13 protein-coding genes are annotated in these 14,957 nt (G+C 67.9%); all 13 read right to left on the bottom strand.

Annotation, left to right across the window (positions count from 1 at the left end; translation table 11 throughout):
• Window positions 1–428 precede the first annotated feature (428 nt).
• Window positions 429–1,706 carry a tyrosine--tRNA ligase gene (gene tyrS, locus Q8814_RS08890; protein ID WP_330151641.1) on the bottom strand — a complete coding sequence of 426 codons (1,278 nt, stop codon included), beginning with the start codon at window positions 1,704–1,706 and terminating at the stop codon, window positions 429–431.
• A gap of 7 nt (window positions 1,707–1,713) precedes the next feature.
• Window positions 1,714–2,340, bottom strand: coding sequence for a DNA-3-methyladenine glycosylase (locus Q8814_RS08885; protein ID WP_330151640.1), 627 nt, complete (start codon window positions 2,338–2,340; stop codon window positions 1,714–1,716).
• A 16-nt stretch (window positions 2,341–2,356) separates the two neighbouring features.
• On the bottom strand, window positions 2,357–2,578 hold the full coding sequence (locus tag Q8814_RS08880) for a Trm112 family protein (RefSeq protein ID WP_330151639.1): 222 nt from the start codon (window positions 2,576–2,578) through the stop codon (window positions 2,357–2,359).
• A 41-nt stretch (window positions 2,579–2,619) separates the two neighbouring features.
• Entirely contained in the window at window positions 2,620–5,652 is a 3,033-nt protein-coding gene (locus Q8814_RS08875) for an acyl-CoA synthetase (protein ID WP_330151645.1), read from the bottom strand.
• 75 nt (window positions 5,653–5,727) lie between these two features.
• The gene (argH, locus tag Q8814_RS08870) at window positions 5,728–7,173 is read right to left on the bottom strand and encodes an argininosuccinate lyase (protein ID WP_330151638.1); all 1,446 of its coding nucleotides are present in this window, start codon (window positions 7,171–7,173) and stop codon (window positions 5,728–5,730) included.
• A gap of 2 nt (window positions 7,174–7,175) precedes the next feature.
• Window positions 7,176–8,375 carry an argininosuccinate synthase gene (locus tag Q8814_RS08865; protein ID WP_330151637.1) on the bottom strand — a complete coding sequence of 400 codons (1,200 nt, stop codon included), beginning with the start codon at window positions 8,373–8,375 and terminating at the stop codon, window positions 7,176–7,178.
• Window positions 8,376–8,422: 47 nt separating this feature from the next.
• Window positions 8,423–8,929 (bottom strand): arginine repressor, encoded by a 507-nt coding sequence (locus tag Q8814_RS08860; protein WP_330151636.1) that lies wholly within the window; start codon window positions 8,927–8,929, stop codon window positions 8,423–8,425.
• 2 nt (window positions 8,930–8,931) lie between these two features.
• The gene (gene argF / locus Q8814_RS08855) at window positions 8,932–9,861 is read right to left on the bottom strand and encodes an ornithine carbamoyltransferase (protein ID WP_330151635.1); all 930 of its coding nucleotides are present in this window, start codon (window positions 9,859–9,861) and stop codon (window positions 8,932–8,934) included.
• A 4-nt stretch (window positions 9,862–9,865) separates the two neighbouring features.
• Window positions 9,866–11,053 carry an acetylornithine transaminase gene (locus tag Q8814_RS08850; protein WP_330151634.1) on the bottom strand — a complete coding sequence of 396 codons (1,188 nt, stop codon included), beginning with the start codon at window positions 11,051–11,053 and terminating at the stop codon, window positions 9,866–9,868.
• A complete protein-coding gene (argB, locus tag Q8814_RS08845) occupies window positions 11,050–11,961 on the bottom strand; it encodes an acetylglutamate kinase (RefSeq protein ID WP_330151633.1) in 912 nt (303 codons plus the stop codon). The genes Q8814_RS08850 and argB overlap by 4 nt, the downstream gene beginning before the upstream one ends.
• A gap of 11 nt (window positions 11,962–11,972) precedes the next feature.
• Entirely contained in the window at window positions 11,973–13,196 is a 1,224-nt protein-coding gene (gene argJ, locus Q8814_RS08840) for a bifunctional glutamate N-acetyltransferase/amino-acid acetyltransferase ArgJ (protein WP_330151644.1), read from the bottom strand.
• Between the two features lie 35 nt (window positions 13,197–13,231).
• Window positions 13,232–14,305, bottom strand: coding sequence for an N-acetyl-gamma-glutamyl-phosphate reductase (gene argC / locus Q8814_RS08835; RefSeq protein WP_330151632.1), 1,074 nt, complete (start codon window positions 14,303–14,305; stop codon window positions 13,232–13,234).
• Window positions 14,306–14,371: 66 nt separating this feature from the next.
• On the bottom strand, window positions 14,372–14,791 hold the full coding sequence (locus Q8814_RS08830) for a PspA/IM30 family protein (RefSeq protein ID WP_330151631.1): 420 nt from the start codon (window positions 14,789–14,791) through the stop codon (window positions 14,372–14,374).
• Window positions 14,792–14,957 lie beyond the last annotated feature (166 nt).

Below are 14,957 nucleotides of genomic sequence, written 5' to 3'. Positions count from 1 at the left end.
TCATAGACAAAAGAGCCGAATCACTAGCAAAAAAACTCAAACTAGCAAAAAAACACTGGCCACCACCGACGGAAGAAGGCGATGACCAGCACACAACCATCGAAAAAATCGACGGTCGCACCAAAAAAATTTGGCACTGACATTCATCGGCACACTGTTGAGTTCTCAAAGAACACGCACACACCGGGTCTGCCGAACTAAGTTCGACCGCCTCCGGGGCAACCGTTCTAAGCTATCACATCCATGTTGTCGGTACGAAATCCACCGACTCGATGTCTGCTCCAGCTGTTCAAGGATGTCGGAGCACCATTGATTCCCGCACCTCGCGGTCCGGGTTGGCGTCCCTGTCGCTCGAACGACACCTAAGTTACGCCACCGCTAACAGGCCGTCAAATCCCCAGGTCAACGGCCTGTAGCGGCTGACACGACTACCCGCGTCGCACTCGGACGCCGGCAAAGTTCCGCTTACCGCGGCGGACGACGAGCCATTGGCCGTGCAGCAGATCGGAGTCCTGCGGTGTCCAGTCCTCGGTGGAGATCCGACCGTTGTTCACGGACGCGCCTCCTTCTTTCACGGTGCGTTTTGCCGCGCCCTTGCTCTCACACAGGCCGGTTGCGACGAGCAGGTCGACGATCGTGTCGGGCTCTCCGCTTCGCAGCTCGGTGATCGAGGCTTCGGCCAGCGCAGCACCGAGCGTCGCCTCGTCGAGGTCGGCGAGCTCCCCGCGGCCGAACAGGGCACGGCTGGCGAGCTCGACCGCACGGGTGTTGTTCTCACCGTGGACCAACGTGGTCATCTCCGCCGCGAGCCGCTTCTGCGCTTCGCGGGCGTGGGGGCGTTCCGTCGTCGCGGTCTCGAGTTCCGCGAGTTCGTCCCGGTCGAGAAATGTGAACCAACGCAGGTACTTGACCACGTCGGCGTCGGCGGCGTTGACGAAGTACTGGTACCAGGCGTACGGGCTCGTCATCTCCGGGTCGAGCCACAGGCTGCCCCCACCGGTGGACTTACCGAACTTCTTACCGTCCGCCGAGGTGACGAGAGGAACGGTCAGTGCGTGGACAGCGGCTCCGTCTGTGCGCCGATTCAGCTCGACGCCCGCGATGATGTTTCCCCACTGGTCGGAACCGCCGACCTGTAGCGCACATCCGTACTTGCGGCGCAGTTCGACGTAGTCGTTCGCCTGAAGAAGCATGTAACTGAATTCGGTATACGAGATACCGTCGCCCTCGAGCCGTCGTTTGACGGTGTCGCGGGCGAGCATGACGTTCACCGAGAAGTGCTTGCCCACATCCCTGAGAAAATCGATCGCTGTCAGGTTGCCCGTCCAGTTGAGATTGTTCTCGACCACGGCTCCCGTCGCCGAGTCGTCGAAATCAACGAATCGCTCCAGTTGTCCGCGGATGCGTTCGGCCCACTCGGCGACCGTGTCCGCCGAGTTCATCGTGCGCTCCCCCACATCCCGCGGATCGCCGATCATGCCGGTCGCGCCGCCGGCAAGAACGATGGGCCGGTGGCCGGCACGCTGGAAACGCTTGAGTGCGAGCAACGGCACGAGGTGACCGGCATGCAGGCTCGGTCCGGTCGGATCGAAGCCGGCATAGAGCGTGACCGGGCCCGCGTCGAGATCGCGGCGGAGTGCGTCGAGGTCGGTCGATTGGGCGATGAGCCCGCGCCAGGTCAGTTCGTCGAGAATTTGCTCAGTCACCGGTCGATCATCCCATTCTGGTGGGTGCCACCGGCGCGCGCGGGCTCCGTCGATACGCCGATACCCCGGTTCCACCCGGAATCCACAGGCGCCACGGCCGGTCGGCGGCCACGCTGATTCCGACACGTGGCCCGACCACGACCTCGGATTCCTCACGCGGATGAGGGAGCGTCACCCGAAGCTTCGTGTCTTTTGCGAACACGTCTATTCCGTTGTCGTCGAGCGTCAAACCCAGTGCAGCCGCGAGGTTTCCGGGTCCACGAGCAAGATTGGCCGTGGGAGTGCCGGGCGTCCGTCGCGACCTGGCCTGTTGTTCGCCCGCAATCAGCTCGCCACCTCGCAACAGGACCGCGCCCGCAGTACCGTCCGGCCCGATCGAGATGTTGGCGCAGTGGTGCAGCCCGTAACTGCGATACACGTACAGACGGCCTGCCGGCCCGTACATCACCGCATTGCGGGAGGATCGCCCCCGGTAGGAGTGCGCTGCCGGGTCCGGCCACGGACCGTCCTCGGGGCCACCGTAGGCCTCTACTTCCGTGAGCCGCAGCACGACCTCGCCGACCTGGATTCGCGCACCGAGCAGCGCTCGGGCGGCGGCCTCCGGATCGAGAGCCTCCAGCCGTCGGGACGTCACAGCATGCCGCTTTCGGTCAGTCCTCGGCCCATCCCGCGACACCGCGCGCGACGAAGTCGTCGTGTTCGGCATCGGTGACGTCGCGCGCCTCGTCGACGAGGAGCACCGGGATTCCGTTCTCGATGGGGTATGCACGCCGCAGGCGAGGGTTGTAGAGCACGGCATCGTCGACGAGAAGCAGCGGCCCCTTGTCCTGCGGACAGGCCAGAATGCTCAGAAGCGTGGGATCGACGGCCACGGGTGTCCTCTCGACGTGATGCAAACCGGAACCGGATCAGGCTACCGCGCGGCCGGTTCGGGTCCGAGCGTGCCCGCTGCGAGCCGGGCGGCGACCGCCTTGGTGAAGCGCCTGTAGGTACCGGTGGCGTGGTCCGCGTACCAGGACCGAACCGTCGGGTTGGGCAGGCCCCGGGCACGCAGCGCATCCACGGCCGGGCGGTAGGACGGCCCGAGCGGTATCGACGGCACGATGTGCACCAGATCGGGTCGTTCGTCGACCGGGAGTTCGTCGAGCGCGGCGGTGATCTCGGCGGCGGTGGGCGCCTTGTTCTCGCGGAGTGTGCACGCGGCGACGGCGAGTTCGGTCTCGCCCACGGTGATTCCGTAGGCCACTGCAAGGTCGATGCGCGGGATCATGCCCAGCACGTCGATGACCGGTTGCGCATAGACCGGTCCGTGGGGTGTGACGATGACCGTGCGCTTGTTGTCGAGCAGCCAGTAGTCGCCGTCCGCGTCGCGTCGGAACAGATTCTCGGTGGGGATCCACACGTCACCGGGTTCGAACACTCCCCGCATGACACCGGTGAACGTCTCGGTGGCGGCTCCCGGGCGTCCCAGCAACACACCCATCTCGTTGTCGCCGCATTCGCGCACGAAACCGCGGTCGTCCTCGATCAGCCGTCCGGCGACGGGATCGTAGGCCGCCAGACGGACTTCGGCGCTCCCGGGCAGCGGACGCCCTTTGGATCCGATCTTCGCGCCGGAGACATTCGCCAGGACGATGTCGCCTTCTGTGGACGCATAGAACTCGAGGATTCGTGCGGGCGCGAACTGTTCCAGCGTCCGGCGCCACAGGCGGGCGGTCATACCGGACCCGATGAACAGCCGGACGGGGTGGATATCGTCGATGTGGAGAGACGGACTGTCGAGAATCTCGCGCATCATCGACCACGTGTAGGTGACGACGGTGACCCCGTAGCGGTGGATTTCGTCGCTGAAGCGGGCCGGATCGAGACCGCGAGAGAGCGCGATGCGGGCACCGCCCGCGAGGGCTCCGCCGAAACTGACGAGCAATCCCGACGAGTGGTGCAGCGGTGCCAGGCAATACACGGTGTCGCCGCGGCCGAGCGAGGCCGCGGACGCGGTTCCGAAGGCCGACAACGCCCAGCGGTAGTTCGTGATCCGCTTCATCTGGAGGGTGTCGCCGCTCCCGGTGAACAGCACGAAGGCGAGCTCGCGGGCAAGACCCGGGTCGGGGACGTACCAGCCGGGGAGCTGGACGTCGGTGATATCGAGCCTTTCGAGGTCGACGACGTCTGTCCCCGGCTGGATTCCGAGTTCGCGGACATCGCCGCCACCGAGCACGAGCACGGGCAGTCCGGTGGCCGTCGCGCGAGCGAGGTTCTCGGGGTCGGTGACGATCTTCTCCACGTTTCCGAGGCGGATGGATTCGGCCACGTCGGCTCCGGGTGCCAGAAGTACCGAGACGCCCCCGATCCGGGAGACCGCGGTGGCCGCGGCCATGGCGCTGGGCGGGCGGGTTTCCATCAGCACACCGACGTGCATGGCCGGCCGCACACCGCTGTGTACGAGGCCGCGTACGACGTTGTCGATCCGGCGATTGACGGCCTCGTAGGTGTACACGCGGTCGTCGAAGATGAAGCACTCGCGCTGCGGCGCTCGTCGGCCCTGTTCGGCGAGAAGACTGCCGACGGAGATGCGGGTGCGCGGCTGGATCTGGCCGAGCCGCGCGAGTCGGGGAAGGGTCCGGGCTGCTTCCCCGGTGAGTTCCCGGGCTCCGCGAACCGTGCCTGCGGCAATCTCGGCGAAGCCTTTGCCGACGTCGGCGCCGACGTCGGCGATCGTCGTGACGGTATGGGCGAATCGGTTGCCGAGCGACACGCCGGTTTCCCCTTCGGAGTGGGGGTCCGGTGCCGCCATCGGCACGATACCGCCGGGGCGTGCGCCCACCCCTTCCTGCCAATGCACCCATTCGCTGACGGCGGGCCACGTCTGCTGTCCGGCGACGGTACCGACAACGAGGCCGAAATGCCCTGCGCGAAGGGAATATTCGAAGACCTCGGCGCGAGGGGCCGCCCTCCGGATGCCTCGCACCGCGAGGGGCTGCCCGATGTCGTCGACCTCACCGACGAATGCGAGGACAGGGCATGTGATTTCGGCGAGGGTCACGGCGCGGTCGTTGATGACGAAACCACCGGACACCATCCGATTGTGTGCGATGAACTGCCGGAGCAGTTCGGCCACCGCCGGTCCGGACCAGCCGACCCAGCCCTCGGTGTCGAGAAAACGCCGCTGCGGTTCGCGCGGCAGGAGCGCCTCACGGTCGTGGAGTTGGAGCAGGAAGTCGAGGCGCGACCGGAGCGTCTTGACAGGATCGAGTAGCTGGAAACCGGTGCGTGCCATCCATCCGGAGATCGCGAGCCGGTTGAACACATGGTCGGCCAGGAAGTCGGCCGATCTGGTGGCCACCACCTCGGGGATTCCGAACGGCAACGCCGCGAGCGTGTCGACGGGGCTCCCGAAGGTGATGAGACTGGCGATCCCGCGGCTGCGGCGGTACGCGGCGACCTGGTAGCAGAACATGCCGCCCTGCGAATAGCCCGCGAGGTGGATGTCGTGGCCGGTGTAGTCACGGACGTGATCCACGATCTCGTCCAGGGCGAGGATGTGGTCGGTGAGGGTGCGGTTCCAGCCGCCTTCCTCCTTGTCGGGGGAACCGAAGTCGGCCACCCACGGATCCAGCCCCGCCGCGTGCAGCACGCCCGCTGCGCCCTTGTCTCGGGTCACGTCGTACACGTCGGCGGAGACCATCATCGGCGGCACCAGCACTACCGGAATTCCGGACGTCGCGGTTTCCGAGTCGGGGAAATAGCGCCGGAGCCGGTACATCGCGGTGCGCTCGACGACCTGGTACGGGGCGGCCGACGGCCCCGCATCCAGGCCGCCGAACCGGATGACCTCGAGACCGTTCTGCGCGGTTGCGACGATGCGACGCAACGGACCGACGACCGATTCACTGTCCAGTCCCACGTACCGCTTCCCTCCCCCACGTCGTGCCTGATCCGATTGCATAAGCATGTGCAGAAGCCAGCCTGCCACATCGTCTCGTTCGCACCGCCCGGTTCCGTGAGCGCGTTGTGCGAACCGTCAGCGACGTACCCGGTCACGCAGTTGTTGCGCCGACGCCCGCACCCTGGTGAGTTGCTCGGCGACCCGGTCACCGGCCGTTCCGCCTCGGGCGTTACGTGAGGCAATCGACCCTTCGACGGTGAGCACGTCGCGCACCTGCGGCGTGAGCGCGGTATCGACCCCGGCCAGTTCGTCGTCGGTGAGCTCCTCGAGTCCGACACCGCGCGCTTCCGCGATCCGGACACAGGCGCCGGCCGCCTCGTGGGCGACCCGGAAGGGCACGCCCTGACGCACCATCCACTCGGCGATGTCGGTGGCGAGTGTGAAACCGGCGGGCGCCAGTTCGGCCATCCGGTCGGTGTGGAACGTCAGGGTCGACACCAGGCCGGTGATCGCGGGCAGCAGCAGGTCGAGCTGCGCGACCGAGTCGAACACCGGTTCCTTGTCTTCCTGCAGGTCCCGGTTGTACGCGAGCGGCTGCGCCTTGAGTGTGGCGAGCAGTCCCGTGAGGTTTCCGATGAGGCGGCCCGCCTTGCCTCGGGTGAGTTCGGAGACGTCCGGGTTCTTCTTCTGCGGCATGATCGACGACCCGGTGGACCACGCGTCGGCGAGGGTGACGTACCCGAACTCGGGCGTGCTCCACAGAATCACCTCCTCCGCCATCCGGGACAGGTCGACGGCGATCTGCGCGAACACGAACGCGGCTTCGGCGGCGAAGTCGCGTGAGCTGGTGGCGTCGATCGAGTTGTCCGCCGCGGAGTCGAAACCGAGGTCGGCCGCGATCGCTTCGGGGTCGAGTCCGAGCGATGATCCGGCGAGGGCGCCGGACCCGTACGGGGACACGGCGGCGCGCTTGTCGAAGTCGCGCAGCCGGTCGACGTCGCGCAGCAGGGGGTGTGCGTGCGCGAGCAGGTGATGCGCGAGCAGCACGGGCTGCGCCGCCTGCAGGTGCGTCTTACCCGGCATCACGGCGTCCGGGTGTGCGGCCGCCTGGCCGGCGATGGCGTCGACGACATCGAGGACGCCGTCGGCGATGCGCCTCGCGGCCTCGCGCAACCACATACGGAACAGGGTGGCCACCTGATCGTTGCGGGACCGTCCCGCGCGCAGCCGGCCTCCGACTTCGGTCCCGACCCGGTCGATGAGGCCGCGTTCGAGGGCGCCGTGGACGTCCTCGTCGGATTCTGCGGGGACGAATTCCCCGGAGGCGACGTCGGTGGCGAGCCGGTCGAGACCGTCGAGCATGGTGACGAGGTCGGCGTCGCCGAGAAGGCCGGCGCGGTGCAGGACCTTGGCGTGCGCGCGGGACGCACGCACGTCGTAGGGGGCGAGCACCCAGTCGAAGTGGGTGGACTTGCTCAGGGCCGCCATGGCGGCGGCCGGTCCGGATTCGAACCGGCCGCCCCACAGGGCACCTTCGTTGGTGCCGTGGCCCTGACCGCCTGCGGCATCGGGAACGGTCATCGTTACAGGCCCAGATCGCGCTTGGCGGCGACCTTCGAGGACAGGCCGTGGATCTGCACGAATCCCTTGGCGTTGGACTGGTCGAAGCTGTCGCCCTCGTCGTAGGTGGCGAGGTTGAAGTCGTAGAGCGACTCGGGGCTGCGACGGCCGTTGACGTTGATGTGTCCGCCGTGCATGACCATCCGGATGTCGCCGGTGACGCGTTCCTGGGTCTTCTGGACGAAGGCGTCGAGCGCGTACTTCAGCGGCGAGAACCACAGGCCGTCGTAGACCAGCTCGCTCCAGCGCTCTTCGACGCGACGCTTGTAGCGGCCGAGTTCGCGCTCGAGGGTGACGTGTTCGAGTTCCTGGTGGGCGTTGATCAGTGCGATCGCGCCGGGCGCCTCGTAGATCTCGCGGCTCTTGATGCCGACGAGACGGTCCTCGACCATGTCGAGGCGGCCCACACCCTGGGCGCCGGCACGCTTGTTGAGCTGCTGGATGGCTTCGAGGACGGTGACGTGCTTGCCGTCGATGGCGACCGGGCGGCCGGCTTCGAAGCTGACGATGACCTCGTCGGGAGCCTGCCAGTTGAGAGTGGGGTCTTCGGTGTAGTCGTAGACGTCCTTGGTGGGGGCGTTCCACAGGTCCTCGAGGAAGCCGGTTTCGACGGCGCGGCCCCACACGTTCTGGTCGATCGAGAAGGGCGACTTCTTGGAGACGTTGATCGGCAGGTCGTTCTCGCCGGCGAAGGCGATGGCCTTCTCACGGGTCCAGGCGTAGTCGCGGACGGGGGCGATGACCTTCAGGTCGGGGGCGAGGGCGCCGAAGCCGACCTCGAAGCGAACCTGGTCGTTGCCCTTGCCGGTGCAACCGTGGGAGACGATGGTGCCGCCGTGTTCACGGGCCGCCTGCACGATGTGCTTGACGATCAGCGGGCGGCTGATTGCCGAGACGAGCGGGTAGCGGTCCATGTAGAGCGCGTTTGCCTGGATGGTCGGCAGGCAGTATTCGTTGGCGAACTCGTCCTTGGCGTCGATGACGACGGATTCGACGGCACCGCAGTCGAGGGCGCGCTGGCGCACAACCTCCATGTCCTCGCCGCCCTGACCCAGGTCGATGGCGACGGCGACGACCTCCTTGCCGGTCTCCTTGCCGATCCAGCTGATGGCGACGGAGGTGTCCAGCCCGCCCGAGTAGGCGAGTACGACGCGATCGGCCATTGTTGTTGTGCTCCTTCGTATTTCGACTTGCGTATATGAGTGGTAGGTCAGGCCAGTGATTCGATTCTGGCGGCCAGGTCGGCCCCGGTCATCGGCTCCCGGGCGATGACCGCGATGGTGTCGTCCCCGGCGATCGTGCCGACCACCTCAGGTAATGATGCCCGATCGAGTGCACTGGCCAGATAGTGCGCTGCCCCCGGAGGGGTGCGCAGCACCGCGATGTTGCCGCTCGAGTCGGTCGAGACCAGCAATTCGCCGAGGAGCCGGGCCAGCCGGTCCGTGCCGCCGGTGATGCCACGCACGGGGCTGCCGTCCTCCGGCACCACGTACATGCCCGCTCCCCCGTCGGCGCCGCGCAGTTTGACCGCGCCGAGTTCTTCCAGGTCGCGGGACAGCGTCGCGGTGGACACCTCGATGCCCTCGGCGGCGAGCAGCGCGGCGAGTTCGGTGTGGCTGCGCACCGGATGCGTCGCCACGAGCGCGGTGATCCGAGCCTGCCGCGCCGCGCGGGTGGGCGCGGCGGCGGCTGCGGAGCGGTCCGCCGCGGTGCTCATGGTCAGCCCCTGCGCTGCTCGAGCAGCCACACGAGCAGCGCTTTCTGTGCGTGGAGACGGTTCTCCGCCTCGTCCCACACCACCGAGCGCGGCCCGTCGATGACGTCGGCAGTGATTTCCCGGCCTCGGTAGGCGGGCAGGCAGTGCAGCACGATCGAGTCCGGCTTCGACAGCGCGAGGAGTTCGTCGTTCACCTGGAACGGCCGAAAAGCCGCTTCCCGGTCGAGCCCGTCGTCTTCCTGCCCCATCGACACCCAGGTGTCGGTGACCAGTACGTCGGCGTCCGCGGCGGCGGCGAGGGCATCGTCGGTCACGGTGACGCTGCCGCCGGTCTCCTGCGCTCGCTTCCGCGTGTCCGCCACGATTTCGGGGTCGGGGACGAACCCGGCCGGCGAGGCGATCGTGACGTGCAGGCCCGCCGTGACGCCGCCGAGCATCAGCGAGTGCGCCATGTTGTTGGCGCCGTCCCCGAAGTAGGTCATCTTCAGGCCCGCGGTGCGGCCCTTGTATTCGCGGATGGTCTGCAGGTCGGCGAGCACCTGGCACGGATGGAATGTGTCGGTGAGGGCGTTGACGACGGGCACCGTCGAGTGTGCCGCGAGCGTCTCGATGCGGTCCTGCCCGTAGGTGCGCCACACCACCGCCTCGGTGAACCGGGAGAACATGCGGGCGGTGTCCTCGAGCGTCTCGCCCTTACCGAGCTGGGTGACGCCGGTGTCCACGACGATCGCGTGACCACCGAGCTGGGCGATGCCCGCGTCGAACGAGAAGCGGGTGCGGGTGGAGGTCTTGTCGAACAGCACGGCGACGCTGAACGGTCCCTCGAGTGGGCGCCGGGACAGCGGGGCCTTCTTCAGCTCCGCGGCGAGCTCGAGGACCTCGGTCTGTTCTGCCGGGGTGAGGTCGTCGTCCCGCAGGAGATGGCGAACCATGCCTCTACTGTCCTTCCTGGTTGGCGGTGTCGAGGATGCCGGGCAGGGCGGTGACGAAGCCGCCGGCCTGTTCCTCGGTGAGGATCAGCGGTGGTGCGAGCCGGATGACGTCGGGTGCGGCGGCGTTGACGAGGAACCCGGCTTCGCGTGCGGCGGTTTCCACGGCGGGTGCCTTCGTGTCGGTGAGGACGATGCCGAGGAGCAGCCCGGAGCCGCGGACGTGGGAGACCAGTGGGTGACCGAGTTCCTCGATACCGGCGACAAGTGTCTTGCCGACGACGTCGACGTGGTCGAGCAGGCCCTGCTCGTCGATGGTGCGCAGCACCGCGAGGGCGGCGGCAGCGCATACCGGGTTGCCACCGAAGGTGGTGCCGTGTTTACCGGGCTGGAACAGCTCGGCGGCCGGGCCCGTCGCGAGGACCGCGCCGATCGGCAGACCCCCGCCGAGACCCTTGGCGAGGGTCATCACGTCGGGGACGATCCCGGCGGCCTGGTGCGCGAAGAACGTGCCGGTGCGGGCGATGCCGGTCTGCACCTCGTCGAGGACGAGCAGGGCACCGCGTTCGCTGGTGATGCGCCGGGCGTCGGCGAGGTAGCCCGCCGGGGGGACGACTACTCCGGACTCGCCCATGATCGGTTCGAGGAACACCGCGGCGGTGTCCTCGTCGACGGCGGCGTCGAGTGCCGAGCTGTCGCCGTAGGGGACGAATTCGACGCCGGCGGGCATGGGCTCGAACGGTGCACGCTTGTCGGGCTGCCCGGTCAGCGCGAGTGCGCCCATCGTGCGGCCGTGGAACGCCTTTTCCGCGGCGATGATCTTCGGTCGTCCGGTCAGGCGCGCCATCTTGAAGGCGGCCTCGTTCGCTTCGGTACCGGAGTTGCAGAAGAACGCGCGGCCCTCGTGGCCGAAGTGCCCGAGCAGACGCTCGGCGAGCTCGAGCACCGGCGGTGAGGCATAGAGGTTCGAGACGTGGCCGAGCTGGTTCAGCTGCGCGGTGACGGCCTCGATGATCGCGGGGTGGCGGTGCCCCAGGCTGTTGACGGCGATGCCACCGAGCAGGTCGAGATACTGCTTGCCGTCGGCGTCGGTGAGCACGGCACCGTCACCCGCGACGAGCGCGACCTTGGGGACGCCGTAATTGTGCATCAGGGATCCGGCCCAGCGCTGCTGGAGGTCGGACGTGCCGGTCATGAGAGGCCTTTCTGATCCGGGCCCGGAACCACCATGGTGCCGATGCCTTCCTCGGTGAACAGTTCGAGCAGCACCGAGTGCGGTTGCCGACCGTCGATGACGTGGGCGGAGGGGACACCGCCCTGCACGGCGCGCAGGCACGCTTCCATCTTCGGGACCATCCCGGAGTCGAGGCTCGGCAGGAGCCGGGCGAGGCTGTCCGTGTCGATGCGCGAGGTGAGCGAGCCGCGGTCCGGCCAGTTGGTGTAGAGACCCTCGACGTCGGTGAGGACGACGAGTTTCTCGGCGCCGAGCGCTTCGGCGAGAGCGGCAGCGGCGGTGTCGGCGTTGATGTTGTGCACCACGCCGTCGACGTCGGGCGCGATGGTGGAGACCACGGGGATGCGCCCGGCGGCGATGAGATCGAGGACCGCGGCGGGCTCGACGGTGGTGACGTCGCCGACGAGTCCGATGTCGGTGGCGGCGCCGTCGACGACGACGGTGCGCCGGGTGGCGGTGAACAGTCGGGCGTCCTCACCGGAGATGCCCACGGCGTACGGGCCATGGCTGTTGACGAGACCGACGAGTTCGCGGCCGACCTGCCCGAACAGCACCATTCGGACGACGTCCATCACCTCGGGGGTGGTCACCCGGAAGCCGCCGCGGAATTCGCCTTCCATGCCGAGGCGCTTCAGCATCGCGGTGATCTGCGGCCCACCGCCGTGTACGACCACGGGGTGGATGCCGACGGTACGCAGAAACGCCATGTCGGCGGCGAACGCGGTCTTGAGCCCGTCGTCGACCATGGCGTTGCCGCCGTACTTGACGACGACGATCTTGTCGCGGAACTTCTGCAGCCACGGCAGTGCCTCGGCGAGGACGTGCGCTTTCTGGTGAGCGGTGATGTCGGCGATGAGGTCGGTGTTCATGGATGCTCCGCTCACGACGAGTACGCCGAGTTCTCTTCGACGTAGGCGTGCGACAGGTCGGTGGTGCGGATGGACACTTCTGCGTCGCCGATGCCCAGGTCGATGTCGAGGTCGATGTCGATGCCGGACAGGTCCACCTCGCGGGCGCCGGGTGCGCCGACGCCGTCGACGCATACCGGGCTGCCGTTGAACCGCACGGAGATCTTGTCGGGGTCGAGTTCGATGGGAGCGATGCCGATCGCGGCGAGGACCCGGCCCCAGTTGGGGTCGGATCCGAACAGCGCGGTTTTGACGAGGCTGTCGCGGGCGACGGTGCGTGCACCGATGAGCGCGTCGGATTCGCTTGCGGCGCCGCGCACGGTGACGGTGACGCGCTTGGTGACGCCTTCGGCGTCGGCCATCATCTGGGCTGCGAGGTCGTCGCACACGGCGAGCACGGCGGCGTCGAGCTCGTCCTGGGTGGGTGTGATGCCGCTGGCGCCGGAGGCAAGCAGCAGGACGGTGTCGTTGGTGGAGGTCGCGCCGTCGATGTCGAGCCGGTCGAAGGTGAGCCGGGTCGCGTGCCGCAGCGCGGTGTCGAGCTGGTCGGCGGTGGCGACGACATCGGTGGTGACGACGCACAGCATCGTGGCGAGTGCCGGGGCCAGCATGCCGGCGCCCTTGGCCATGCCGCCGACGTTCCATTTGTCGTCGTGGTGCAGTGCGGTCTGCTTGGGCACGGTATCGGTGGTCATGATGGCGTAGGCGGCGTCGGTGCCGCCGGAGATGCCGCCGGCGAGTTCGTGGACGATCTCCTGCACACCGGCCAGGACCTTGTCCATGGGTAGCCGGTCGCCGATCAGGCCGGTCGAGCACACAGCGACTTCGCCGGCACCGGTTTCGGTACCCCAATTGCTCAGTGCGTCGGCGACGGCTTCGGCGGTGGCGTGGGTGTCCTGGAAGCCGCCCGGACCGGTGCACGCGTTGGCTCCGCCGGAGTTGAGGATCACCGCGCGCAGTGCGCGGGAGGTCAGGACCTGCTGCGACCACAGCACCGGCGCCGCTTTGACCTTGTTGGTGGTGAACACTCCGGCCGCGACGAGGTCGGGTCCCTCGTTGAATACCAGTGCGAGGTCCGGGTTTCCGTTCGCCTTGATCGCGGCGGGAATACCGGCGGCACGGAACCCGGCGGGGGCGGTCACGCCCTGGGTGCGGATCAGGCGGCCCCCGGCGTCGTACACGGCGTCGGCATACACGTGATCGGCGTGCTTGTCGGTGTGGTCGGTGTCGGTCACGGTGCCACTCCTACGGTGGACAGGCCGGCGGTCTCGGGCAGGCCGAGTGCCAGGTTCATCGATTGAACGGCGGCACCGGCGGTGCCCTTGGTCAGGTTGTCGATGGCGGCGACCACGATCAGCAGACCGGCATCGGTGTCGACGGTGACGGCGAGCTGGACGGCGTTGGATCCGACGACCGAGCCCGTGGCCGGCAAGGCTCCTTCGGGGAGGAGCTGGATGAAGGGTTCGTCCGCGTAGGCCTTTTCGTATACGGCGCGCGCCTCGGCCGTGCCGACCGTGGTGGGGGCGGTACAGGTGGCGAGGATGCCACGCGGCATGGGCGCGAGGACCGGGGTGAACGAGACACTGACGTCGGTGCCGGCGAGCGCCGACAGGTTCTGCTTGATCTCCGGGGTGTGGCGGTGTGCACCGCCGATGCCGTAGGCACGGACGGAGCCCATCACCTCGGAACCGAGGAGGTCCACCTTCGGGGACTTGCCCGCTCCGGAGGTGCCGGTCACGGCGACGATCTGGACGCGGGGTTCGACGATCCCGGCGGCAACCGCCGGAGCGAGGGCCAGCGAGGCCGCCGTCGGGTAGCAGCCCGGAACCGCGATGCGGGTGGCGCCGACGAGTTGTTCACGCTTGCCGGGCAGTTCGGGCATGCCGTACGGCCACGTGCCGGCATGTTCGGTGCCGTACCAGCGCTGCCAGTCGGTCGCCGATTCGAGCCGGAAATCGGCGCCGCAGTCGATGACGACGGTGGCCTCGGGCAGTTGCGCGGCAAGTGCTGCCGAGTGTCCGTGCGGCAACCCGAGGAAGACGACGTCGTGCCCGGCGAGAGTGTCGAGGTCGGTGGGGGCGAGGACGCGGTCGGCGAGCGGCAACAGGTGCGGGTGGAATTCGCGGAGGGTGGCACCGGCGTTGCCGCCGGCGGTGAGCGCACCGATGACGAGGGAGCCGTCCTGGTATGCGGGATGACCGAGGAGCAGGCGGAGCGCTTCGCCGCCCGCGTAGCCGCTGGCGCCGGCGACTGCGACCCGAATCGGCGACTGCGGCGTCGCCGTGAATGCCTGTGGGTTACCCATACGATTTATTATGCACGATCATGCAAACTTTTTCATCAGGGGTTCCCGCAGGGTCGCGTCTCGCTGCTATTCCGCGTGCATCGAGCGGCGAATCTCGGCGAGTTTGTCGGCGGCCGCCTTCTTGCGGTCCTCGTACTGCTCGTCGAGGGTGCGACCGGCGGTGCTCTCCCGCGCCAGCTCCTCGGACCCGATCGCGGTGCCGGCGCGGTGCTCGATCTTGTCCCGCACCGACTCGAAGGTCGGCACACCCTGCTCGGTGTACCCGGTGAGGCCCTCGGGGGAAGGAATCTGCACCACTCCACCGGGACCGATGTCGGGATCCGGTGACGGCTCGGGATCGACGGGCGGCACATCGGGAATGTCCGGGCCGGGCGGTACGTCGGGCACGTTGGGTGTCTCGGGACCGGCCGGGGTCACATCCGGCACCGGCTCGTCCGGCTTCTCCGGGTCCGGTACGTGGCCGGGGGTCGACTCGTCCGTGGTCATACGTTCAGGCTACGTCGCCCGACCGCACCGGCACAGCACTCATGGGTTGCGCCGCGCGCACACAGACGTGCCTCGAACGCGTCGCGACACCTGGGCCTGCGGAATCTGGAAGAGAACCGGCGTCGCCGGCGGCACATCATCGAGAAACGCACTCACCATCGGCGCC

Origin of the sequence: Rhodococcus chondri, from assembly GCF_036327435.1 — a bacterium.
GTDB classification, from domain to species: Bacteria; Actinomycetota; Actinomycetes; order Mycobacteriales; family Mycobacteriaceae; genus Rhodococcus; species Rhodococcus chondri.
Note: the sequence above shows the minus strand (reverse complement) of the source record. Positions and strands in the feature narration are given on the sequence as shown.

Bases quoted from the DNA above. Each gene is read 5' to 3' on its own strand.
- Q8814_RS08865 (WP_330151637.1), bottom strand. From the start codon at position 8,375: ATGGCCGATCGCGTCGTACTCGCCTACTCGGGCGGGCTGGACACCTCC.
- Q8814_RS08860 (WP_330151636.1), bottom strand. From the start codon at position 8,929: ATGAGCACCGCGGCGGACCGCTCCGCAGCCGCCGCCGCGCCCACCCGC.
- argC (WP_330151632.1), bottom strand. From the start codon at position 14,305: ATGGGTAACCCACAGGCATTCACGGCGACGCCGCAGTCGCCGATTCGG.
- argF (WP_330151635.1), bottom strand. From the start codon at position 9,861: ATGGTTCGCCATCTCCTGCGGGACGACGACCTCACCCCGGCAGAACAG.
- Q8814_RS08850 (WP_330151634.1), bottom strand. From the start codon at position 11,053: ATGACCGGCACGTCCGACCTCCAGCAGCGCTGGGCCGGATCCCTGATG.
- Q8814_RS08830 (WP_330151631.1), bottom strand. From the start codon at position 14,791: ATGACCACGGACGAGTCGACCCCCGGCCACGTACCGGACCCGGAGAAG.
- argH (WP_330151638.1), bottom strand. From the start codon at position 7,173: ATGACCGTTCCCGATGCCGCAGGCGGTCAGGGCCACGGCACCAACGAA.
- Q8814_RS08875 (WP_330151645.1), bottom strand. From the start codon at position 5,652: ATGCAATCGGATCAGGCACGACGTGGGGGAGGGAAGCGGTACGTGGGA.
- argB (WP_330151633.1), bottom strand. From the start codon at position 11,961: ATGAACACCGACCTCATCGCCGACATCACCGCTCACCAGAAAGCGCAC.